The sequence below is a fragment of the Kitasatospora sp. NPDC048407 genome, from assembly GCF_043200475.1.
Lineage (GTDB): Bacteria > Actinomycetota > Actinomycetes > Streptomycetales > Streptomycetaceae > Kitasatospora.
This window is the reverse complement of the sequence record NZ_JBICXW010000009.1, coordinates 1-23,707: the sequence shown is the minus strand read 5'-3', so window position 1 is coordinate 23,707 and position 23,707 is coordinate 1. Positions and strand designations below refer to the sequence as shown.

Here is a 23,707-nt window from a genome sequence, read left to right as displayed (position 1 = left end):
GCCCCGGGTGCGCCGGTCAGCGGACCGGGATCTCCAGCACCACCTTGGTGCCGCCGCCCGGCACGGCCACCATGTCGAAGGTGCCGCCGAGCTCACCGGTGGCCAGGGTGCGGACGATCTGCAGGCCGAGGTTGCCGGCCTGCTGCGGGTCGAAGCCCTCGGGCATGCCGCGGCCGTCGTCCTGCACGGTGATCAGCAGGTACTCCTCCGGCCGGGCCCCGCTGTTCCAGCTGTCCGACCAGCCCTTGCCGGACACCGGCGCGCGGCCGCGCAGCGCACTCACCTCGACCTTCCCGGAGGCGGACGGGCCGAACGCGTGCTCCAGCGCGTTCTGGGTCAGCTCGGTGAGGATCATCGCCAGCGGAGTGGCCACCTCGGCCGACAGGATGCCGAACGAGCCGCTGCGGCGGGTCGCCACCCGGCCGTCCTGGGACAGCTCCATCACCATCGCCAGCACCCGGTCGGCGATCTCGTCGAACGCCACCTGCTCGTCCAGCGCCTGCGACAGCGTCTCGTGCACGATGGCGATCGAACCGACCCGGCGCACCGCCTCGTCCAGCGCGGCCCGGCCGGCATCCGAGTCCATCCGGCGGGACTGCAGCCGCAGCAGCGCCGCGACCGTCTGCAGATTGTTCTTCACCCGGTGGTGGATCTCCCGGATGGTGGCGTCCTTGGTCATCAACTCGCGGTCTCGGCGCCGGAGTTCGGTGACGTCGCGGCAGAGCACCAGCGAACCGGTGGGCGTCCCCTTGGGCTTCAGCGGGATGGTCCGCAGGGTCACCACGCCGCCCTGCGCCTCCACCTCGGTCTGCCGGGGCGCCCAGCCGCTGGCCATCTTCACCATCGCCTCGTGCACCTTGCCGCGGCTCGGCGGCACCAACTCGGCGGTGGCCTGGCCGAGATGACTTCCCACCAGGTCGGTGGTCAGGCCCAGCCGGTGGTACGCCGACAGCGCGTTCGGGCTGGCGTACGTCACCACGCCCTCCGCGTCCAGCCGGATCAGGCCGTCGCCGACCCGCGGCGCGGCGTCCATATCGGCCTGCTCGGCGCCCGGGAACGGGAACGTGCCGGCGGCGATCATCTGCGCCAGATCGCTGGCGCTCTGCAGGTAGGTCAGCTCCAGCCGGCTCGGGGTGCGCACCGTCAGCAGGTTGGTGTTCCGGGCGATCACGCCCAGCACCTTGCCGTCCCGTCGCACCGGGATGGACTCCACCCGCACCGGCACCTCCTCCCGCCACTCCGGGTCGCCCTCCCGGACGATCCGCCCCTCGTCGTACGCCGCGTCCAGCAACGGCCGGCGGCCCCGGGGCACCAGGTGGCCGACCATGTCGTCCTGGTACGAGGTCGGTCCGGTGTTGGGCCGCATCTGGGCCACCGAGACGTAGCGGATGCCGTCCCAGGTGGGGATCCACAGCACCAGGTCGGCGAAGGACAGGTCGGAGAGCAGCTGCCACTCCGAGACCAGCAGATGCAGCCACTCCACGTCGGCACCGGTGAGGGTGGTGTGGCGGCGGACGAGTTCGTTCAGCGAGGGCACACCGTGAGGGTATCTCCGACCACTCCGGGGCACGTTGTCCAGACCAATCGACCCGGGCCCCTGGACAACGCAGATTGGTCTAGTCCACAATGAAGGTGCACCAAGGAGAGGCCCCCCGCGCAACTGCCCTGACCGCGCGAGGCCGCTCCTCGGTCGGAGGCGTCGTTCGAGGGTCCCGCACAACTCTCGGACGGTCCCCGCCTCCGACATACAGCTCCGGGCTACGGTGCCGCACAGGTTGAGGGTCCTGTGTCGGCGCCGTGGCCCGTAGTGTTTTTCTCCGCGCCAGCAGACGGGTGCGAAACCAGGGGCGCGGGGAACTGCGCGAAGGGGAACGCCCTCACAGCAGGATCGCAACGCGGGCAATGACTTGCCGTTGATCGCGACCTGACCGTTGCGTCTGCGCTTGTCGCGCCGTTCCCCGCGCCCCTGGTGGTGCACGTCCTGGTTTCGCACCCACGAAAGGCCGCCCCCACCGAACTTCTGGTGGAGGCGGCCTTTCGTGTCGACCGACGTCAGTGGGTCTCGGTGACCTTCGCGAGAGCGCGCGGCGCGTCCGGGTCCTGGCCGCGGGCGATGGTGACCTCGTACGCGAGGAGCTGGAGCGGGAGGATCTCCAGGATCGGCTGGACCTCCTCCGGAACCCCGCCCGGCAGGGCGAAGCCGGCGCTGGCGGCGTCGACCTGGTCCTGCTGGCCGATGACGACCAGGTCGGCGCCCCGGCCGCGCAGGCGGTCCAGGACGGGCTGCAGGGCCTCGCCGGCGCGGCCGTCGGGGACGATCGCGATGACCGGCGAGACGTTGTCGACCATGGCCAGCGGGCCGTGCAGCAGGTCGGCGCCGGAGAACGGGGAGGCCGGGATGTAGGTGGTCTCCATCAGCTTCAGCGCCGCCTCGCGGGCGGTCGGGTAGCCGTAGCCACGCGAGGTGATGACCAGGCGCTGGGCAAACCGGTAGCGCTCGGCGAGCGCCTTGACCTCGGCCTGACGGGCCAGGATCCCGGCGGCCAGCTCCGGCAGGACCTTCGCCGCGTCGCCGTCGTTGCCGCGCAGGCCCTCGATGAAGAGGTACAGCGCGAGCAGTTCGGCGGTGTAGGTCTTGGTGGCGGGCAGCGCCTTCTCCGGCCCGGCCAGCACGTCGATGTGGAACTCGGAGACCTCGGCGAGCGGCGAGCCGGCGTTGTTGGTGACCGCCAGGGTGATCGCGCCGGCCTCGCGGGCCGCCTTGGTGGAGGCGACCAGGTCGGGCGAGCCACCGGACTGGCTGACGGTGATGACCAGGCAGTCGGTGAGGTCCGGCTTGGCGCCGTACGCGGTGGTGGTGGACATCGAGGTGAGGCCGGCGGGCTTGCCGAGCAGCACCTCGATCAGGTACTTGGCGTACAGCGCGGCGTTGTCGGAGGTGCCGCGGGCGGTGAGCAGGACGAACCGCGGGTTGCGGGCGGCGATCTGCTTGGCGATCTCACGGATCGCGGGCGCACCCTCGTCGAGGATGCGCTGCAGGACGGCCGGCTGCTCGGCCATCTCCGCCGACATGATCCTGCCGGGTACGGAAACAGTCTGCGGGTCGGACATCGGGGGTGCCTCCGTGGAGAGATGGTTCTACCCCGTGGGGCGGGATGCCCGACGGGGACCTCTGGAACGGCGGCGAGTCCGCACCCTCGCTGCGTGGAACTGTGCTGTGCCGATCCTACGTGGACCGGGCGCCGCTGCACACGTCGTGACGGTGCGTCGGCGTCCGGTCCGCGAGATTCAGCTCGGGTTGTTGATCAGCTGGTCGATCTGCGCGTCGGCTTCCTTGGTGGCGTCGTCGACGCTCTTGCCCTTGAAGATCGAGTCCAGCATGTTCACCAGGACGTTCTGCTTCTCGACCGCGCCCCAGCCGGGGGCGGCCGGGGTGAACCAGGCGTCCTGGACGGCGTTGGCGGCCGCGGCGGTGGCGGGCTTGTTCTTCAGCGGCGCCAGCTGGGTCAGGTTGTTCGGCAGGGTGTCCTTGTCGGCGAGCACCTGCTCGGACTTGGTGCTGGTGAACATCCGCACCCAGTCGGTGGCGATCGCGGCGTTCTGCGACTTGGCGGTGACGGCGAGGTCGGAGCCGCCGATGAAGGAGGGCAGCGGCTTCCCGTTCGGGCCGGGCATGGTGACGATCTTCAGCGAGTTCTTGAGCGCCGGGGTGCCGGTGATCGGGGCGACCGCGTCGCTCAGCTCCCAGCCGTTGGCGTAGATCAGCGCGGCCTTCTCGTGGCCGAGCACGCCCGCCTGCTTGGCCTCGTTGACCTTCAGATCGCCCTTGTTGTACGTCTTCACCAGGTTGACGAAGTGCTGGAGGCCGGCCTGCGACTTGGGATCGTGCAGGGTGCCGTGCCAGACGCCGCTGGAGTCGAACTTGGCGATCGAGCCGCCGTACGCGGTGACGTAGGACATCGCGGCGTACCAGTACGGGCCGGGCAGGTAGAACGCGGAAAATCCGGCGGTGCTCTTGTTGCGCAGGGCCACCTTGTCGAGGGCGGCGGTGAGTTCTTCCTCGGTCTGCGGGAGATCGGCGGAACCGGTGGCGTCCTGGAACATCTTCGCGTTGTAGACGCCGACCCGGGCGCCCGCGTAATAAGGAACGCAGTAAAGCTTCTGGTTGTACGTACAGGTGTCGGCGAGACCCTTGATCCAGTTGTCGGAGTTGTCGAATCCGGTCCGGTCGAGTCCGGCCAGCGTGCCGTTCACCATGTACTTGGTGGTCTCGGTGTTGCCGAGTTCGACGACGTCGGGCGCCTGGTTGGTGGCGATCGCGGCGTCCAGCTCGGCGATCTTGTCCTTCCAGGAGTGGTAGCTGAGCTTCAGCTCCACCTTGGGGTACTTCGCGGCGAACTGGTCGTTGACCTGCTGCACCAGTTCCGGCCAGCTCTTCTGGGCGTCGTCCATCAGCCACACCGTGACGCTGCCGGTCGCGTCCTTCGGGTCGGCGCCGCCCGGCGACGCGGCCGAGCCGCCGGACGAGCAGCCGACGGCGGTGGCCAGCAGAACGGCGGTGCCGAGCGTGGCCAGAACCTGACGCTTCACGCAAATCCTCCGAATCAGGTGGGGGAGGTCTGCGCGAGTGGTACAGACCAGCTTTCCGGATACTGGCCCAGACCATTTGCAGCGTCAACGCGCGTGATGATTACAAGTCCCGCTTGTTGTCGATCCGTTGCTGATTTCGCCCCGCTCACGTCAATACCGGGGTGGGTATGCCTCTTAAGGCTCACTTAAGGTTCACTTCAGGCCACATTGAGTAACCGGAGGCGAGCGTTCCGATGTGGCCGATTCGTCCCGTCATATCCGGATCCGTCCCCCGACTTGGTCCAGTCCAACACGACCTAGTCAAGCGTTGATAACGGCTTGTGCAGACGCTCTTCGATCCCTTGACGCTCGTCATTGGTCCATGCCAATCTCCAGGCGTTGGTCTAAACCAATGGTCTACTCCACCTCACGGATCGGCCCGCCTGCCCCGGCAGTTCGTGTCCGTGTCACCCGGTGACGTTCCCCCTTACGGCACGACGCAGCTTCAGGGCCCATGGCCCGGCGGCCCGGTGCCCCACCTTGCTCATCCCTGGAGGATGGTTTGAACCGCAAGATCGCAGCCGTGGCCGCTGTCGCCACCGTGCTCGTCGCCTCGGCTTGCTCCTCGTCTTCGTCCAGCTCCGGCGGTGACAAGGCCACCCTGAGCAAGGACGGCAAGGGCAAGAAGATCACCGTCTGGCTGATGCAGGACGCCCAGAAGGGCTGGCCCGAGGTCGTCGACGCGGCGAAGAAGGAATTCACCGAGCAGACCGGCGCCGAGGTCGACGTTCAGTGGCAGACCTGGAACAACTACACCACCAAGCTCGACACCGCCCTGCTCTCCGGCAACGCGCCGGACGCGCTGGAGGTCGGTAACACCCAGGCCGCCAAGTACATCGAGGCCGGCTCCTTCGTCGACCTGACCGGGGTCAAGAGCCAGTTCGACAACTCGGACAAGTGGCTGGACTCGGTCGCCGCCTCCGGCCAGTCGGCCGACGGCACCAAGACCTACGCCGTCCCGTACTACGCCGGTGCCCGCGTCCTGATCTACCGCAAGGACCTGTTCGACGCCGCCGGTGTCACCCAGGCCCCGACCACGATCGACGAGCTGAAGGCCGCCCTGACCAAGGTCAAGGCCGCCAACGCCGGCACCGCCAACTTCTCGGCCCTCTACATGCCGGGCCAGAACTGGTACTCCGCGGTCGCCTTCGGCGCCGGTCAGTTCGGTGTCAAGGGTGTCATCGCCAAGAAGGACGGCGACAAGTGGGCCGGCAACCTGACCGACCCGAAGTTCCTCGAGGGCGTCAAGACCTGGGGCGACCTGCAGAAGGACTTCTCGGTCGGCGGCACCACCAATGACGAGGCCACCCAGGACGCGATGATGGCCAAGGGCAACATCGCCGCCATCATCGGCAACAGCTGGGAGGTCGGCTCGGTCGCCGACCCGAAGATCGGCGACCCGACCCTGAAGGACAAGCTCGCCACCATCGCCCTCCCGGGCACCGCGGCCGGCACCCCGACCCCGGCGTTCCTCGGCGGCTCCGACCTGGCCGTCCCGTCCAAGGCCGCCAACCCGGGCCTGGGCGCGACCTTCCTGCAGATCTACACCAACACCGCGCAGCAGACCCTGCTCGCCAAGCACGCCATCCCGAACGCCAAGAACCTGGTCGCCGCCTACAAGCAGGCCGACCCGGCGAACAAGGCCACCGGTGAGGCGGCCGAGGGCGCGACCTGGTTCATCCCGAACTCGCCGCTGTGGTCCGGCGCCGACGAGACCGCGCTGAAGACCGCGTTCAGCGCGATCGCCGCCGGTGGCGACCCGGCCACCGAGCTCAAGAAGGCCCAGGACGTCATCGTCAAGGACCTGAACGGCTGACCCAGCTGATCCGCGGTCGGCCCGGGAGTCCGCTCCCGGGCGGACCACCGCACTGAGCGCCAGAAGGCCGGACAGGCCCAGGGGGTGGGCAGTCCGCGATCACGCGGACTGCCCACCCGTGCGCCAGGACCGACCAGAACCCGCGGGCCCGGGAAGGACCCTGATGAGTGTGACCACCAACGAGACCGTGACCCGGTCCGAAAAGTCGGGGCCTGCCCCGGCGGGGAAGCCGCAGCGCCGCGGATTCTTCGCGGCCGGCCAGTACGTCCCCTACACGCTTCTGCTGCCCGCCGTCGTCGTACTGGTGGGCGTTCTGGCGTATCCGCTGTTCAGACTGTTCGACCTGTCGTTCCAGAACGTCAACCGGTACGCGCTGCTGGCGCACCCCGAGATGGCGAAGTACATCGGCTTCGAGGGCTTCAGCAAGATCCTCGGGGACGACCAGTTCTGGGAGGTCGTGCTCCGCTCGATCTACTTCACCGCCGAGCTGGTCATCCTCTCGCTGGTGCTGGGCATGGCGATCGCGCTGCTCCTGAACCGGGTGTCCAACTGGGTCCGGGTCACCGTCATCACCGTGATGATGTTCGTCTGGGCGATCCCGGCGCTGGTCAACGGCCAGGTGTTCCGCTGGCTGTTCTCCGCCAACGGCGGTGTGGTCGACTACCTGGCCTTCCTGGTCACCGGTGACGAGTCCTGGAAGCACTACGACTGGTTCGCCGACCCGACCGTCGGCCTGTTCGTGGTCGGCGCCGCGGTCATCATCTGGGGCGCGCTGCCGTTCCTGGTCCTCGGCCTGTACGCCGCGCTCACCCAGGTGCCGCCGGAGCTGACCGAGGCCGCCCGGCTGGACGGCGCCAACAACCTCCAGGTCTTCCGGCACGTGACCCTCCCGGTCATCAAGCCGTTCCTGATGATCTCCGCCGCGCTCAGCTTCATCTGGGACTTCCAGGTCTTCGCGCAGATCTTCGCGCTGCGCAACTCCTCGCCCGAGCCCGGCTACTGGACCATCGGCATCTACCTGTACATGAACGGCATCGTCCGCTCGCGCTACAGCGAGAGCTCGGTGATCTCGATCATCATGATCGTCATGATGCTGGCGGTACTCGTGTTCTACATCCGCCAGATGCTCAAGATCGGAGCCAACGAGCGATGACCGCGACGACGACGCACCCGTCCGGGCCGCCGCTGGCGCCCGAGGCCGCCAAGCCGAAGAAGAAGGTCAAGGCCCGCACCGTCGGCCGCAGCCCGGTGATGACCTGGTTCTGGAACATCCTCGCCATCGGCGTCGCCGTGGTGATGGCCTTCCCGATCTACTGGATGATCATCACCACGTTCAAGACGAACAAGGACCTGATCGCCCAGGACCCGACCTTCTGGCCCTCGACCTTCTCGTTCGAGAGCTACAAGACGATCTTCGACGACCCCGAGTTCCTGCCGTCGCTGCAGAACACCCTGATCCTCACGCTCGGCGCGGTGGCGCTCGGCGTGGTGGTCGGCTTCCTCGCCGCCGTCGCCGTGGCCCGGTTCAACTTCCGCGGCCGCAACTTCTTCATCATCACCATGCTGGTCGTCCAGATGGTGCCGCTGCTGGCGATCATCATTCCGCTGTTCGTGGTGATGAACAACGCCGGGCTGACCAACGCCCTGTTCGGTGTGATCATCGCGTACCTGGTCTTCACCGTGCCGTACGTGGTCTGGACGCTGCGCTCGTTCATCGTGAACATCCCGGCGGAGCTGGACGAGGCCGCCATGGTCGACGGCTGCACCCAGTGGGGCGCGTTCTTCCGCATCATCCTGCCGCTCACCCTGCCCGGCCTGATCACCACCGGTGTCTACAGCTGGATCCAGGCGTGGAACGAGTTCATCGTCGCCAACGTGCTGCTGGGCAGCAGCAAGGCTCACACCTCGATGATGTGGCTGACCTTCTACTCCACCACCCCCACCCGGGGTGCGGACTACGGCGCGCAGATGGCCGGCGGTCTGCTGGTCTCGCTGCCCGTCATCATCCTGTTCGTGTTCTTCCAGAAGAAGGTGTCGGCGGGTCTCACCGCCGGTGCGGTCAAGGGCTAAGGTCCCTTCCTCACCCTCAATCGCACCTGAAGCACCTCCACCCCCAGGGAAGGAACCATGGCGATGCCCGGTACGGAAAGCGCCGAACTCCTGCGCGACGCCGGAGCGGTCCTGCAGCCCGGCTTCGCCGGTCTGACCGCACCCGAGTGGCTGCGCCGCAGACTGGGCGACGGCGAACTCGGCGGCGTCGCCCTGTTCGGCCGCAACATCCGCACCCCGCAGCAGGTCGCCGCGCTGACCGGTGAGATGTACGCGCTCAACGGCGACCTGCTGATCGCCACCGACGAGGAGGGCGGCGACGTCACCCGCCTCGAAGTGACCAGCGGGTCCTCCTACCCCGGCAACCTGGCGCTCGGTGAGGTCGACGACACCGACCTCACCGAGCGGGTCGCCCGCTCCATCGGGTTCGACCTGGCCGGCGTCGGCGTCAACCTCAACTACGCGCCCGACGCGGACGTCAACTCCAACCCGGACAACCCGGTCATCGGCGTCCGGTCCTTCGGCGGCGACGGCGAACTGGCGGCCCGTCACACCGCCGCGTACGTCCGCGGCCTGCAGTCCGCCGGCGTCGCGGCCTGCGCCAAGCACTTCCCCGGCCACGGCGACACGGCCGGCGACTCGCACCTCGGACTGCCCCGGATCGACCTGGCCGCCGAGCAGTTCGGCCAGCACCTGCTGCCCTTCAAGGCCGCCATCGCGGCCGGCGTGAAGAGCATCATGACCGCGCACATCCTGTTCGACGCCTACGACGCCCAGCTGCCCGCCACCATGTCGCAGCGCATCCTCACCGGGCTGCTCCGCGAGGAGCTGGGCTTCGACGGACTGATCGTCACCGACGGCATCGAGATGGGCGCCATCTCCGGCACCCACGGCGTCGCGGCCGGCTCGGTGCGGGCCGTCGCGGCCGGCGCCGACACCATCTGCGTCGGCGGCGGCCTGCACGACGAGGACGCCTTCGTGTACCTGCGCGACGCGCTGGTGTGGGCGGTCCGCGAGGGCCGGCTGCCGGCCGAACGGCTGCACGAGGCCGCCGAGCGCAACCGCGCGGTGGCCCGCTGGTCCGCCGCCCTGCGGGCCTCGCAGCTCGGACAGCGGGGCGAGGCCGGCGTCGGCCTGGCCGCCGCCCGCCGGGCACTGCGGATCACCGGCGAACTCCGCCCGCTGAACGGCGTGCCGCACGTGGTCGAGTTCTCCCCCGGCGCGAACATCGCGGCCGGCGAGGACACCCCGTGGGGCGTGGCCGGCCCGCTGACCGAGCTGATCCCCGGCACCACCTCCAGCCGGGTCTCCCCGCCGGCCACCGTCACCGAGGGCTCCGGCCTGCTGCACGTGGCGGTCGCCGCCGAGGACGCCGAGATCGATACCGCCCCGCTGCTCGGCGCCGCGATCGGCCGTCCGCTGGTGCTGGTGGTGCGCGACGTGCACCGCCACTCCTGGATGCGCCGGGCCGCGCTCGCCCTGGTGGAGCACCGCCCCGACGCGGTCGTGGTGGAGATCGGCACCGCCCACGGGCTGTCCGGGCTGTTCGCCCCACTCGGCGTCACCACCCTTGCCACGTACGGCGGTTCGCGGGTCGGCGGGACAGCCGCGGCCGAGGCGCTGGCCGGACTCGCGGTGACCGCGGCGACCGCGGGCTGAGACACTCGGGTACGGGCCCGGGCCGGACGCCAGTCGCTCCGTTCCGGGCCCGTCGCATGCCGGTTTGCCCGCAGGTGCTCCCGCTTGCTCACCCGTGCGTGCAAACATGTGCTGTTACATAGGACTTAGGGGTCCCTTAAGGACCCGTCTCCAACGAGGAGTGAGAGCTGCCATGAGTGGCGACAGGGATTCGGCGCTCGCCGAGGGCTCCACGGTGCCGATCCAGACCGGCCCTGCCACCACCACGGCCCGGGTACCGAAGTACTACGGCCTGAAGCGGCACCTGCTGCAGCTGACCGAGACCCAGCCGGCCGGCACCCCGGTGCCCCCGGAGCGGGCACTGGCCGCCCAGTTCGACACCTCCCGCACCACCGTCCGGCAGGCACTGCAGGAACTCGTGGTCGAGGGCCGGCTGGAGCGCATCCAGGGCAAGGGCACCTTCGTCGCCAAGCCGAAGGTCGCGCAGGCGCTGCAACTGACCTCCTACACCGAGGACATGCGCGCCCAGGGCATGGAGCCGACCTCCCGCCTGGTCGAGGTCGCGTACATCTCCGCGGACGAGCGACTCGCCCCGCTGCTGGACATCAAGCCCGGCGGGCGCGTCCTGCGGATCGAGCGTCTCCGGCTCGCGAACGGCGACCCGATGGCGATCGAGGTGGCGCACCTGTCGGCCAAGCGCTTCCCCGCGCTCCGCCGCAACCTCGCCAAGCACAACTCGCTCTACACCGCGCTGCGCGAGGTCTACGGGGTGACGGTCGCCGAGGCCGAGGAGACCATCGAGACCACCCTCGCCAACCCGCGCGAGGCCGGCCTGCTCGGCTCCGACCTGGGCCTGCCGATGCTCCAGCTGTCCCGGCACTCCTTCGACGCGGACGGCGCGCCGGTGGAGTGGGTGCGGTCGATCTACCGCGGGGACCGGTACAAGTTCACGACCAGGCTGCGGCGGCCCGCATAGGCGCGGCGTAACACGAAGTTGACAGGGTAGTGACACAAGTCACTCCCCTGCCCTACTCTCGCGGAGACCTTTCGATCACCGAAGGTGCTGCTCGGCGGACGTACAGCAATGTGCGGTGCGGTGCCAGTGAGGTGACTCCTCGTCATCCGGGAGCCGCTCGTGTCGTCTCAAACGCCATCCGCGGGCGCACTGCCCGCGGTCTCCCCCGCCCGGGTGCTGGCCGGCCTGTGCCTGCTGGTGCCGATCGTGGTGGTGCTGTGGGTGCCGTCGTACAGCAAGACCGACCCGGCGCTCGGCGGTATGCCGTTCTTCTACTGGTACCAGCTGATGTGGGTGCCGCTGTCGGCGGTGTTCACCACCTCCGCGTACCTGCTGCTGCGCCGTGACGAGGCGGCCCGCAAGGCCGCCGCCTCGGCCGGGCCGCTCCCCGTGCCCGCCCAGCCGGACGGGGGTGAGCAGCTGTGAAGCACGTGGACTGGACCGCGATGACGGTCTTCCTGCTGTTCTTCGCCGCGGTCACCGTGATGGGCTTCCTGGCCGCGCGCTGGCGCCGGGCGGACAACGCGGAGCACCTGCACGAGTGGGGTCTGGGCGGCCGCAGTTTCGGCACCTGGATCACCTGGTTCCTGCTGGGCGGCGACCTGTACACCGCGTACACGTTCATCGCGGTGCCGGCCCTGGTCTACAGCGCGGGCGCGGCGGGCTTCTTCGCGGTGCCGTACACGATCATCGCGTACCCGCTGGTGTTCCTGATCCTGCCCCGGCTGTGGTCGGTGTCGCGGGTGCACGGCTACGTGACGCCGGCGGACTTCGTGCGCGGGCGGTACGGGTCGCGCGGGCTGTCGGCGGCGGTGGCGCTGACCGGCATCCTGGCGACCATGCCGTACGTAGCGCTGCAACTGGTGGGCATCCAGGCGGTGCTGGACGTGCTGGGCGTGGGCGGCACCGGGAACTGGTTCCTGAAGGACCTGCCGCTGTTCCTGGCGTTCGGCGTGCTGGCGGCGTACACGTACTCGTCGGGTCTGCGGGCGCCGGCGCTGATCGCCTTCGTCAAGGACACCCTGGTGTACGTGGTGATCCTGGTCGCGGTGATCTACATTCCGATGCGGCTGGGCGGCTACGGGCACATCTTCGACGCGGCGGCGCACAAGTTCCAGCCCGATCCGGTGACCGGCAAGGCCCCGGGGTCGATGCTCGTCGGGCCGGCCGGGCAGTGGTCGTACGCGACGCTGGCGTTCGGGTCGGCGCTGGCGCTGTTCATGTACCCGCACTCGGTGACGGGCGTGCTGGCGGCGAAGTCCCGCAACACGGTGCGCCGCAACATGGCGATCCTGCCGACGTACTCGCTGATGCTGGGTCTGCTGGCGCTGCTGGGCTTCATGGCGATCGCCGCGGGGGTGAGCAAGGGCGACAAGCACTTCAACGCCCAGCTGGCCGTTCCGCAGCTGTTCGCGGACATGTTCCCGAGCTGGTTCACCGGGGTGGCGTTCGCGGCGATCGGGGTGGGCGCGCTGGTGCCCGCCGCGATCATGTCGATCGCGGCGGCGAACCTGTTCACCCGCAACGTCTACAAGGAGTTCCTGAAGCCGGACGCGACGCCGGCCGACGAGACCCGGGTGGCGAAGATCGCCTCGCTGCTGGTGAAGGTCGGCGCGCTGGCGTTCGTACTGGTGATGGACAAGCAGGCGGCGATCAACATGCAGCTGCTGGGCGGCGTGTGGATCCTGCAGACCGCGGTGGCGCTGGTGGCGGGCCTGTTCACCCGGTGGTTCCACCGCTGGGCGCTGCTGGCGGGCTGGGCGACCGGCATGATCTACGGCACCTGGCGGGCGTACGGGGTGTCCTCGCCGGCCACCAAGCACTTCGGCGGGTCGGCCGCGAAGATCCCGGTGATCGGCGAGATCGGCTACATCGGCCTGACCGGGTTCGTGCTGAACCTGCTCGTCGCGGTGGTGCTGACGCTGGTGCTGCGGGCCCTGAAGGCCCCGGAGGGCGCCGACGAGACCTCGAAGGCCGACTACTCCGCGGAGGCCGGTGACGAGGCTGTGGAGCGTGCCCCGCAGCCCACGCTGGCGCACTGACGCGTGCGGGGGCGCAACCCGCCCCCGTTTGCGCCCTTGGGTCGCGCCGTTGCCTCGATCGACACTGGGGTGACGGCGCGATCATCTGTTATGACCGCCCTTTTCGGGAGAGACACGGGAGAGACGAGCACCACCGAGGCAGCACCGACAACGGGGAGCCACCGCCATGACCGACCTCACCACGGTACGCAACGGGCACCGCACCCAGGCCGACGGCGGACGGCGGCTGCCGTCGGTCCTGATCGCCACCCGGCACGGCGAGTCCACCGCCAACGTGGAGTTCCGGCACGCGGACTCCACCGGTGCCCTGACCGTCCCGATCACCTGCCGCGACGCCGACATCCCGCTCTCCCTGCGCGGCCAGGCCCAGGCCCACGACCTGGGCCGCTGGTGGGCCGCCCTGCCGCCCGCCGACCGGCCCCGCTCGGTGTGGTGCTCCCCGTACGTGCGCACCGCGGAGACCGCGAGAATCGCCCTCGCCCAGGCGTCCGGGCTGGGCGCCGTCCCGGTGGGCCTGCCGATCCGCTACGACGAGCGGCTGCGCGACCGCGAGCTGGGCGTGCTGGAGATGCTCACCAAGGCCGCCATCGAACGCGACCACCCCGCCGAGGCGGAGCGCCGACGGCGGATGGGCGAGCTGTACTACCGGCCGCCCGGCGGCGAGTCCTGGCTGGACGTGGCGCTGCGGGTGCGCGGCCTGCTGCGCGACCTGAACGAGGAGGAGGCCGGCCGGCCGGTGCTGCTGGTCGCCCACGACTGCACGGTGCTGATGCTGCGTCACGTGCTGGACCGGCTGGGCGAGGAGGAGCTGCTGGCGCTGCCGCCGGTGGGCAACTGCTCGACCAGCCTGTGGCGGGCCCGCGAGGGCCGGCTGCGGCCGTCCGGCTGGAACCAGACCTCGCACCTGTCCTGAGCGGCCGTCAGGCGGGCTGCCGCTCGGCAGCCCGCCCGGGGCCGCCGGGCCCGCCGAAGGCCCGCCGGTAGGCCTGCGGGGTGGTGCCGAGGCGGCGGCCGAAGTGGTGCCGCAGGGTGGCGGCGTTGCCGAAGCCGCAGCGGGCGGCGACCGCGTCCACGCTCTCGTCGGTGGACTCCAGCAGGCGCTGCGCGAACAGCACCCGCTGGCCGGTCAGCCAGCGGTGCGGGGTGGTGCCGGTCTCCTGCTGGAAGCGCCGGGCGAAGGTGCGCGGGGACATGTGGGCGTGCCGGGCGAGGTCGTCCACGCTGGTCTCCCGGTCGAGGCGGTGGCGCATCCACTCCAGCGTCCCGGACAGTGACTCGCCGTCGCCCTCGGGCAGCGGGCGGGTGACGAACTGCGCCTGCCCGCCGTCGCGGTGCGGGGCGACCACCATCCGGCGGGCGATCTCCCGGGCCACCTCGGCGCCCTGCACCTTGCGCACCAGGTGCAGGCAGGCGTCGATGCCGGCGGCGGTGCCGGCCGAGGTGATCACCGGGTCGTCGTCCACGTACAGCACGTCGGGTTCGACGGTGGTCAGCGGGAAGCGCTCGGCCAGCACGTCGGCGTACCGCCAGTGGGTGGTGCTGCGGCGGCCGTCGAGCAGGCCGGCGGCGCCGAGCAGGAAGCTGCCGGAGCAGATCGACAGCGTATGGGCGCCGCGTGCGTGGGCGGCCCGCAGGGCCTCGCAGAGCGCCTCGGGGTAGTGGTCGCGGATGCCGGTGGCGGTGGCGATCACCAGGTCCGCCTCGGCGAGCCGCTCCGGGCCGTACGGCACGTGGACGTCGAAGCCGGCGTGGGTGCGCATCGGGCCGGGCCGGTCGCCGACCAGGCCGAACTCGTACACCGGCAGGCCGGTGTCGCTGCGGTCCAGGCCGAACACCTCGCAGGCCACGCCCAGTTCGAAGGGGTGGATCTCCTCCAGCACGATCACCGCGACGTTCCTCAGCATCCGTCCAGCATGGCAGTGGCAGGATTTCGTGGCAATGCTGCGTTCCTGCCACTCGTGACGGGGTGCCGCGGCGCGGAGAGTGGAGCCATGACCTCCGCGCTCGCCCTGCTGGGCCTCATCGGCAGCTTCGGACTCCTCGGCGTTCTGGTCGGCCGCGACCTGAACCGCAACGGCCGCCCGGGCCGGCCCGAACGGCACCGCCCGACCGGCTACCCCTTCGACCCGGACCTGGCCGACCCGCGCCGGACGCGGTCCGGCACACTGTCCGGATGCACTCCCCGATCGTCCGCCGCGCCCTCGACCACGACCTCGCCGGAGCCGGGGAGGTCAGCATCGAAGCCTTCGTCGGCGACGGCCACACCGACCCCGCGTCCGGCTACGTCGAACTGCTGAGGGACACCGCACGCCGCAACCGGGAGGCCGAGCTGCTGGTCGCCGTCGACGGCGACGGGGCGGTCCTCGGCTGCGTGACGTTCGCCGCCGGCGGCACCCCCTGGGCGGACGTCGCGCTCCCGGACGAGGGCGAGATCCGGATGCTGGCGGTCGGCGCGGCCGCCCGCGGGCGCGGCGTCGGACGGGCGCTGGTCCGCGCGGCGATGGACCGCAGCCGGGAACTCGGACTGGCCGGGATGGCGTTCTCCACCCGGCCGGAGATGACCGCGGCGCACCGGATCTACGATGCTCTGGGCTTCCTCCGCACCCCCGAACGGGACTGGGAGGCGGCCCCGGGCGTGGACCTGATGGTCTACACGATGCGGTTCTGAGGCGGTTCTGCGACGGTTCTGCGGCCGTTCCGAGGCGGCTCCGGCGCGGTTTCCGTTGTCTACGCGCGGCACCTCCAACGCGACACGCGCTACTACATCTGGTGCCGCCAGCTCCAGCCGCCACAACATGTATGCTCGACCTCGCTGTCGAAGCAGGGGAACCCGGTGCGAATCCGGGACTGCCCCGCAACGGTGAGCGGGCTGTAGCAACGCCCGCGCAGTCCGAGGACCTGACCGACGGTGTGCGACACGGCATCCCCGCAGACGCCATGCAGCACTGTTTTGCCGTCCGGCCTCGCGGGCGGGCCGGGGGTGGGTCTTTCGCGCGCCGATCGAGCGTTTTCGGCGTGCCGTCCTCCCCTGCCGCACGCGCGCCACCGGACACCTTGAGCCACGTCCGCCGCCGCCACAGGAGAGAGTGCGCCTTGACCGTCGCCGCCTCAGTCACCCTGCCGTCCCAGGCTTCCGCCGACGCCTTCACCGACCCCGGTGCGGCGCTGCTTCGGCTGCTCACCGACCGCAGCACCGACCTCCCCCAGGTGGACCCCGGCCACGTCGCCGCCGCCGCGCTGCGCGGCCGCCACGCCGGCTCGGACTTCGCCGAGCTGCGCGGGCTGGCCGTGGAGGCCGCCGCGTCGATGATCGCCGAGGACCCGCAGTACTCGAAGCTGGCCGCCCGCCTGCTGGCGATGGAGATCGCCGACGAGGCCGCCACCCAGGGCGTCACCTCGTTCTCCGCCTCGATCGCCGTCGGCCACGCCGAGGGCCTGATCGGCGACGCGACCGCCGAGTTCGTCGCCGCCCACACCGCGCTGTTCGACTCGCTGATCGACGCCGCCGGCGACGACCGCTTCGAGTACTTCGGCCTGCGCACCGTGCAGTCCCGCTACCTGCTGCGCCACCCGATCACCCGCAAGGTGGTCGAGACCCCGCAGCACTTCCTGCTGCGCGTGGCGGCGGGCCTGGCGGTCGGCAACTCCGAGCAGTCGGTGCTGGAGGTGGCCGAGCTCTACAAGCTGATGAGCCGCCTGGAGTACCTGACCAGCTCCCCGACGCTGTTCAACTCCGGCACCCGGCACCCGCAGATGTCCTCCTGCTACCTGCTGGACTCGCCGCTGGACAACCTGGACTCGATCTACAACCGCTACGCGCAGATCGCCCGGCTGTCCAAGCACGCCGGCGGCATCGGCCTGTCCTACTCCCGGATCCGCTCCCGCGGCTCGCTGATCCGCGGCACCAACGGCAAGTCGAACGGCATCGTCCCGTTCCTGCGCACCCTGGACTCCTCCGTGGCGGCGGTCAACCAGGGCGGACGGCGCAAGGGCGCGGCCTGCGTGTACCTGGAGACCTGGCACGCCGACATCGAGGAGTTCCTGGAGCTCCGCGACAACACCGGCGAAGAGGCCCGCCGCACCCACAACCTGAACCTGGCGCACTGGATCCCGGACGAGTTCATGCGCCGCGTGAACGCCAACGAGGACTGGTCGCTGTTCTCCCCTGCGGACGTCCCCGAGCTGGTCGACCTGTGGGGCGCCGACTTCGACGAGGCCTACCGCAAGGCCGAGCTGGCCGGCAAGGCCGTCCGCACCATCCCGGCGCAGACCCTGTACGCCCGGATGATGCGCACCCTGGCGCAGACCGGCAACGGCTGGATGACCTTCAAGGACGCCTCCAACCGCGCCGCCAACCAGACCGCGCTGCCGGGCCGCACGGTGCACTCCTCGAACCTGTGCACCGAGATCCTGGAGGTCACCGACGACTCCGAGACCGCGGTCTGCAACCTGGGCTCGGTCAACCTGGGCGCGCACGTCGCCCCGGGCGCCTCGGCGGACGACCTGATCAACGCGATGGACTGGGACCGCCTCGACGCCACCGTGCGCACCGCGGTCACCTTCCTCGACCGCGTGATCGACATCAACTTCTACCCGACCACCGAGGCCGGGACGTCCAACTCCCGCTGGCGCCCGGTCGGCCTGGGCGTGATGGGCCTGCAGGACGTCTTCTTCAAGCTCCGGCTGGACTTCGACTCCGCCGAGGCGAAGGCGCTCTCCACGCTGATCTCCGAGCGCATCATGCTCACCGCGTACGAGCGCTCCGCGGACCTGGCCGAGCAGTTCGGCCGCCACGAGGCGTACGGCGAGACCCGCGCGGCCCGCGGCCAGCTGCACATCGACCATTTCTTTAAAGACCAGCACAGCGGTGGTGCCACCCCGCAGTGGACCGAGCGCTGGGACGCGCTGCGCGCCCGGATCGCCGAGACCGGTCTGCGCAACTCGCTGCTGCTGGCGATCGCCCCGACCGCGACCATCGCGTCCATCGCGGGCGTCTACGAGTGCATCGAGCCGCAGGTGTCCAACCTGTTCAAGCGCGAGACGCTGTCCGGCGAGTTCCTCCAGGTCAACCCGTACCTGGTGCGCGAGCTGAAGGAGCTCGGCGTCTGGGACCAGCAGACCCGGGACGAGCTGCGCGAGGCCAACGGCTCCGTGCAGGACTTCAAGTGGCTGCCGGAGAACGTCCGTTCGCTGTACCGCACCGCGTGGGAGCTGCCGCAGCGCGCGCTGATCGACCTGGCCGCCGCCCGGCAGCCGTACATCGACCAGAGCCAGTCGCTGAACCTGTTCATGGCGGCGCCGACCATCGGCAAGCTGTCCTCGATGTACGCGTACGCCTGGAAGGTCGGTCTGAAGACCACCTACTACCTGCGCTCCCGCCCCGCGACCCGGATCGCCCAGGCCGCGTCGGGCGCCGCCCGCACCGCCGCGCCCGTGCCGGTGCAGACCCCGACCCTCAGCCAGGCCGAGCAGGACGCCATCGCCTGCTCCCTGGAGAACCCCGAGTCCTGCGAGGCGTGCCAGTAATGAGCTCCGAAGACCAGAAGAAGATGCTGCTCGACCCGGGCTTCGAGCTGACGCTGCGTCCGATGCGCTACCCGTCGTTCTACGACCGGTACCGGGACGCGATCAAGAACACCTGGACCGTCGAGGAGGTGGACCTGCACTCCGACGTCGCCGACCTCGCCAAGCTCTCCGAGGGCGAGCGGCACATGATCGGCCGGCTGGTCGCGTTCTTCGCCACCGGTGACTCGATCGTCTCGAACAACGTGGTGCTGAGCCTCTACAAGCACATCAACTCGCCGGAGGCGCGGCTCTACCTGTCGCGGCAGCTGTTCGAGGAGGCCGTGCACGTCCAGTTCTACTTGACGCTGCTGGACACCTACCTGCCCGACCCGGAGGACCGCAACGCGGCCTTCGCCGCGGTGGAGAACATCCCCTCCATCGCGCAGAAGGCGCAGTTCTGCTTCAAGTACATGAACGCGGTCGACCACATCGACTCGCTGCAGAGCAAGGACGACCGGCGGGCCTTCCTGCTGAACCTGATCTGCTTCGCGGCGTGCGTCGAGGGCCTGTTCTTCTACGGCGCGTTCGCCTACGTGTACTGGTTCCGCAGCCGCGGCCTGCTGCACGGCCTGGCGACCGGCACCAACTGGGTGTTCCGCGACGAGTCGATGCACATGGACTTCGCGTTCTCGGTGGTCGACACCGTCCGCGAGGAGGAGCCCGACCTCTTCGACGACGAGATGGCCAAGCAGGTCACCGAGATGCTGGAGGAGGCCGTCGAGGCCGAGCTCCAGTTCGCCCAGGACCTGTGCGGTGACGGCCTGCCCGGCATGAACACCGCCTCGATGCGCCAGTACCTGGAGGCCGTCGCCGACCAGCGCCTGGCCCGCCTCGGCCTGCCGATCCGCTACGGCTCGACCAACCCGTTCGGGTTCATGGAGCTGCAGAACGTCCAGGAGCTGACCAACTTCTTCGAGCGCCGGGTCTCCGCGTACCAGGTCGCCGTCGAGGGCTCGGTCTCCTTCGACGACGACTTCTAGATCGACGTCAGTACGGCCGAGGGCCGCACCCCGTTCCCACGGGGTGCGGCCCTCGGCCGTTTTCAGGAACCTCGGCGGGTCAGCCGCGGCCCGAGGTGCCGCTGGCCCAGACCGCGCCGCCGGCGCTCGGGCTGCCGTTCTGGGTGTAGACCACGAAGTTGGCGTCGTCCTGGAGCAGGGCGTACGCCCCGGTGTTGCCGTAGGAGTTGGTGCTCCACAGGGCGGCGGTGGTGCTGCCCGCCTTGTAGATCACCATGTTGCCGTCGGGCTGCATGGAGAGGTACGCGCCGGCGTTGCCCCAGGTGTTGGTGGACCAGATCGCGGCGTTGTCGCTGCGGCGGTAGATCACCATGTTGCCGTCGTCCTGCATGACCAGCCGGACGGTCGCCGACTGGGTCCACTGGTTGCCGTACAGGCGCTGCCCGGAGCCGATCTTCGGCGCGAACGCCGAGGTGCCGGTGGCCCACAGCGCGCCGCCGGCGCCCGAACCGCCGCCGCGGCGGTAGACCACCACGTTGCCGTCGTCCTGCACGGTGGCGTACGCGCCGGCGCTGGAGGTGCCGGTGGCCCACAGGGCGCCGTCGTTGCCGGGGCCGCCGTTGCTGCGGTAGACGACCAGGTTGCCGTCGTCCTGCATGACGGCGTACGCGCCGGCGTTGCCGTAGGTGTTGCTGCTCCACAGCGGGCGGCCGCCGCCGACGTTCAGGTTGGCGACCAGGTTGCCGTCGGTCTGCATGGTCAGGGTGACAGCGTTGCTGCTGATGCTCTGGCCGGGGGCGAGGCGCTGGCCGGGCTGCAGGGAGTTGCCGGAGGCGGGCGAGGTGACGTCCAGGTAGTTGGCGTCGATGCCCATGGCGATGCCGCCGTACGTCTCGGTGACGTCGCCGGCGTACTGGTGGGCGCGGCGGCCGGGCATCCACTGGCCGGGGGTGGTCAGGCCCATGCCGGCGTCGGTCACGTCGTGGTGCGAGTTCCAGGCGGCGGCCCACAGCACGTCGGGCTCGGGGTAGGAGCTGTCGGTGTAGCGGGCGGCGAGGTCCTTGACGCCGCTGGAGGCGCTGGCGTAGACGCCGGAGCGGTAGCCCTTGTTGTGCAGCTGCGCCGTCCAGCCGGCCAGGAAGGAGACCACCCGGTCGCGGTAGACGCTGGAGTCGTAGTTCTCCATGTCGTTGTAGAGCACCGCGCCGGGCTGGAAGCCGAGGCCGTTGGCCTTGGCGATCGCGTCGTCGGCGGCGTCGGAGCCCTGCTGGCGGGCGACGGCCACATCGGGGTCGACGAGCAGGTTGCCGCGGGCGGCCTGGCGGCCGACGTAGATCGGCAGGAAGCCCCAGCCCTCGGCGTTCCGGGCGTCCACCCAGCTCTTCACCGGCGAGGCGCAGGCCTGCGAGGGCCCGCCGATGTACACGCCGACGGCCCGGTACGGGGAGTTCGCGGCCCAGGTCGACATGGTGGTGTCGGACGGCGCGGCGCAGCGGTCGAAGGCGTACCCGGCGACGTCGGTGCGCGGGGCGGTGCCGGCCAGGGCGGGCTTGGCGGTGGACGGCGCGGCGGTCGCGCGGGCCCCGGCGTCGACGCTCGCGGTCTCCAGGATCTGCCGGACCCGGTCGGCCGAGGTGGCGTAACTGGCCGTCACCTGCAGCCCGCTGGTGCCGAGCTTGGCCTGGATCTGGTGGCCGGCCTCGGCCTCCTTCAGCACGCCCGCCGCGACCGGCTGCCCGGGCACCACGGTGCCCTGGACGCGTCCGCTCTCCACCGGCTGGATCAGCAGGCCGTCGGCGTGGCCGGGCGCGAGGTGCGCCGGGCAGTTCTGGTCCCCGCTCGGGGTGCCCAGGTAGACGGCGCTGACGTCGAGCCGGACGCAGGTGCCGGGCGCGGCGGCGAGGTCGACGACCGGCCAGTCGGCGGGCACCTGGGCGTGGAAGCCCTGGTAGTCGATCCGCTTGGTGGCCTGCCCGCCGGTGCCCGCCCCCGCGCCCGCCGTGTCCGCACCCCACGCGTTGGGGACGGCCGTGGCCAGTCCCGAGACGGCGAGCACGACGGCCGCGGCCCGTGCTGCTGTACGACGCTTCATGTGGTTCCCACCCCTGAGTCGTATCCGACCTGATGTGACGTCAGGGACTGTAGTGGATGGAGGTGACCACTCGTCCAGGCCCTTTGTCCGCCTCGGTCGGGCGGCCCTGCTCAGTGCGGGGAGAATCCCCAGGTGGCGGTGGCCCACACGGCGCCTCCGGTCTCCGGGCCGCCTCCGCGCCGGTACAGCACGAAGTTGCCGTCGTCCTGCAGCGTCGCGAACGCCCCCGGGCAGTTCCAGGTGCCGGTGGCCCACAGCGCGCCGCCCACCCCGGGGCCGCCGTCGGGGGCGTAGAGCACCAGGTTGCCGTCGTCCTGCTGCACGGCGTACGCGCCCGGGTGGCCGCCGGTGCCGGCCGACCACAGCAGCCGGCCGTCGCCGCGCATCCGGACGGTGAGGTCGCCGTCGTCCTGCATGGTCAGTTCCACCGCGTTGTTGCCGACGCTGCGTCCGGCGGCGAGCCGCTCGCCGGGGCGCAGCCGGCCGTCGTCGCCGGCGGGCGAGGTGACGTCCAGGTAGCTGGCGTCGATAGTCATGCTGACGCCGCCGTACTCCTCGGTGGTGTCGCCCAGGTACTGGTGGGCGCGCCGGCCGCCGGTGAACCGGCCTTCGCCGGGCAGGCCCATGCCGTCGTCGGTGACGTCGTGGTGGGAGTTCCAGGCGGCGGCCCAGAGGACGTCGGGCTCCGGGTAGGAGTCGTCGTCCCAGCGTCCGGCGAGGTCCCGCACGCCGCTGGCGGCGCCGGTGTAGACGCCGGAGCGGTAGCCGTGGGCGTGCAGCTGGTCGGTCCAGCCGGCCAGGTAGGCGAGGACGCGGTCGCGGTAGACGGAGGACTCGTAGTTCTCCATGTCGTTGTAGAGCACCGCGCCGGGCTGGAAGCCCAGTCCTTCGGCCTTCTGCACGGCGTCGTCGGCGGCGTCGGAGCCCTGTTGGCGGGCGTTTTCCTGGTCGGCGTCGACCAGCAGGCGGCCGCGGGCGGCCTGGCGGCCGACGTAGATCGGCAGGAAGCCCCAGCCTTCGGCGTTCCGGGCGTCCACCCAGTCGCGGTCGGGTGAGGCGCAGGCCTGCGAGGGCCCGCCGATGTACACCCCGACGGCGCGGTAGGGGGAGGACTCCGCCCAGGTCTGCATCGCGCTGTCCGGTGGTGCGGAGCAGCGGTCGAAGGCGTGGCCGACGACGTCGGTGCGCGGGCCGTCGTCCTCGTCGCCGTCGCGGGTGTTGTCCGGGGCGCCGTTCTGGCTGTCGGTCGCCGCGGGGGCCTGATGGGGGGCGACGGCGTCCTGCGCCGGCCACGGCGGGGACGGGGGGACGGGCGCGGGGCGGGCGGGTTCGGTCAGCAGCCCGTGGGCCGGGACCGGCACCGGTGGTGTGCGGCAGTCCTGGTCCCCGTCCGGCGCCGCCGGGTCGACCGCGCTGATGTCCTGGCGCAGGCAGCCGTGGGGGGCGGGTGCCTGGTCCAGCAGCGGCGGGGGCCGGTCGGCTGGTGGCCGGACCGGTACTCCCTCATAGGCAAAACGTTTCTCCTGACCGGCCCCGGCCGACCAGCCCCCGCCGGTCCCCGCCACCACCAGTAAGACCATTCCGGCGTGTGCCGCCGTCCGCCGCAGCCTGCCCATCGGCCAGCCTCTCGTCCGAGTTCCGTCGCGTCTGGTCGCGGACACTAGCCGCCGCTTCCGCGCCGCTCCGGCCCGACACACCTACCCGAACCCGGACATACCGGAAGGGGGGGGGGGGGGGGGGGGGGGGGGGGGGGGCCCGGCCGGGGGGGGGGGGGGGGGGGGGGGGGGGGGGGGGGGGGGGGCGGCCGGCGGGGGGGCGGGGGGGGGGGCCGGGGGCCCGCCGCCGCCCCCCCCGGCGGGGGCGCCGGCGGCCCCCCCCCGGGGGCGGCGGGGGGGCGGGGCG

The 23,707-nt window shown here is 70.8% G+C and carries 17 protein-coding genes and 1 riboswitch; of the genes, 11 read left to right on the top strand and 6 right to left on the bottom strand.

Annotated features, from left to right (window positions below; genetic code table 11):
* Positions 1-16: 16 nt before the first annotated feature.
* From ACGFWJ_RS18310 to ACGFWJ_RS18300, 3 genes are all read right to left on the bottom strand, one after another.
* Positions 17-1,537 carry a sensor histidine kinase gene (locus tag ACGFWJ_RS18310; protein WP_392950600.1) on the bottom strand — a complete coding sequence of 507 codons (1,521 nt, stop codon included), beginning with the start codon at positions 1,535-1,537 and terminating at the stop codon, positions 17-19.
* A 515-nt stretch (positions 1,538-2,052) separates the two neighbouring features.
* A complete protein-coding gene (locus ACGFWJ_RS18305; RefSeq protein WP_392950597.1) occupies positions 2,053-3,111 on the bottom strand; it encodes an SIS domain-containing protein in 1,059 nt (352 codons plus the stop codon).
* Between the two features lie 177 nt (positions 3,112-3,288).
* The gene (locus tag ACGFWJ_RS18300) at positions 3,289-4,590 is read right to left on the bottom strand and encodes a sugar transporter (RefSeq protein WP_392950595.1); all 1,302 of its coding nucleotides are present in this window, start codon (positions 4,588-4,590) and stop codon (positions 3,289-3,291) included.
* A 541-nt stretch (positions 4,591-5,131) separates the two neighbouring features.
* Here ACGFWJ_RS18300 and ACGFWJ_RS18295 point away from each other — a divergent pair.
* From ACGFWJ_RS18295 to ACGFWJ_RS18260, 8 genes are all read left to right on the top strand, one after another.
* Complete coding sequence (locus ACGFWJ_RS18295) at positions 5,132-6,445, top strand: extracellular solute-binding protein (RefSeq protein WP_387865537.1); 1,314 nt, start codon at positions 5,132-5,134, stop codon at positions 6,443-6,445.
* 163 nt (positions 6,446-6,608) lie between these two features.
* A complete protein-coding gene (locus tag ACGFWJ_RS18290) occupies positions 6,609-7,598 on the top strand; it encodes a carbohydrate ABC transporter permease (RefSeq protein WP_392950592.1) in 990 nt (329 codons plus the stop codon).
* Entirely contained in the window at positions 7,595-8,515 is a 921-nt protein-coding gene (locus tag ACGFWJ_RS18285) for a carbohydrate ABC transporter permease (RefSeq protein WP_387637438.1), read from the top strand. Before ACGFWJ_RS18290 ends, ACGFWJ_RS18285 begins: the two co-directional genes overlap by 4 nt.
* A 63-nt stretch (positions 8,516-8,578) precedes the next feature.
* Entirely contained in the window at positions 8,579-10,153 is a 1,575-nt protein-coding gene (locus ACGFWJ_RS18280) for a glycoside hydrolase family 3 protein (RefSeq protein WP_387865539.1), read from the top strand.
* 172 nt (positions 10,154-10,325) lie between these two features.
* Complete coding sequence (locus ACGFWJ_RS18275) at positions 10,326-11,108, top strand: GntR family transcriptional regulator (RefSeq protein WP_392950587.1); 783 nt, start codon at positions 10,326-10,328, stop codon at positions 11,106-11,108.
* Positions 11,109-11,267: 159 nt separating this feature from the next.
* Entirely contained in the window at positions 11,268-11,573 is a 306-nt protein-coding gene (locus tag ACGFWJ_RS18270; protein WP_387637446.1) for a DUF3311 domain-containing protein, read from the top strand.
* A 20-nt stretch (positions 11,574-11,593) separates the two neighbouring features.
* Positions 11,594-13,189 (top strand): monocarboxylate uptake permease MctP, encoded by a 1,596-nt coding sequence (mctP, locus tag ACGFWJ_RS18265; protein WP_392950963.1) that lies wholly within the window; start codon positions 11,594-11,596, stop codon positions 13,187-13,189.
* Between the two features lie 166 nt (positions 13,190-13,355).
* The gene (locus ACGFWJ_RS18260) at positions 13,356-14,102 is read left to right on the top strand and encodes a histidine phosphatase family protein (RefSeq protein ID WP_392950585.1); all 747 of its coding nucleotides are present in this window, start codon (positions 13,356-13,358) and stop codon (positions 14,100-14,102) included.
* A gap of 7 nt (positions 14,103-14,109) precedes the next feature.
* On the opposite strand, the gene ACGFWJ_RS18255 is transcribed toward ACGFWJ_RS18260, so the two are convergent.
* Positions 14,110-15,093: a helix-turn-helix domain-containing protein gene (locus tag ACGFWJ_RS18255; protein WP_392950582.1), complete on the bottom strand. Its 984-nt coding sequence runs from the start codon at positions 15,091-15,093 to the stop codon at positions 14,110-14,112.
* Positions 15,094-15,362: 269 nt separating this feature from the next.
* Here ACGFWJ_RS18255 and ACGFWJ_RS18250 point away from each other — a divergent pair, with 269 nt between their 5' ends.
* From ACGFWJ_RS18250 to ACGFWJ_RS18240, 3 genes are all read left to right on the top strand, one after another.
* A complete protein-coding gene (locus ACGFWJ_RS18250; protein WP_392950579.1) occupies positions 15,363-15,857 on the top strand; it encodes a GNAT family N-acetyltransferase in 495 nt (164 codons plus the stop codon).
* Positions 15,858-15,977: 120 nt separating this feature from the next.
* A riboswitch (cobalamin riboswitch) is annotated at positions 15,978-16,110 on the top strand.
* A gap of 172 nt (positions 16,111-16,282) precedes the next feature.
* Positions 16,283-18,715, top strand: coding sequence for a ribonucleoside-diphosphate reductase subunit alpha (locus ACGFWJ_RS18245; RefSeq protein ID WP_387865542.1), 2,433 nt, complete (start codon positions 16,283-16,285; stop codon positions 18,713-18,715).
* Positions 18,715-19,734, top strand: a complete 1,020-nt coding sequence (locus tag ACGFWJ_RS18240) for a ribonucleotide-diphosphate reductase subunit beta (protein ID WP_387637459.1) — start codon at positions 18,715-18,717, stop codon at positions 19,732-19,734. Before ACGFWJ_RS18245 ends, ACGFWJ_RS18240 begins: the two co-directional genes overlap by 1 nt.
* Positions 19,735-19,813: 79 nt before the next feature.
* Here the strand turns inward: ACGFWJ_RS18240 and ACGFWJ_RS18235 are convergent, their stop codons facing one another.
* Positions 19,814-21,805, bottom strand: a complete 1,992-nt coding sequence (locus tag ACGFWJ_RS18235; protein WP_392950576.1) for a glycoside hydrolase domain-containing protein — start codon at positions 21,803-21,805, stop codon at positions 19,814-19,816.
* 110 nt (positions 21,806-21,915) lie between these two features.
* A complete protein-coding gene (locus tag ACGFWJ_RS18230) occupies positions 21,916-23,373 on the bottom strand; it encodes a glycoside hydrolase domain-containing protein (RefSeq protein WP_392950575.1) in 1,458 nt (485 codons plus the stop codon).
* Positions 23,374-23,707 lie beyond the last annotated feature (334 nt).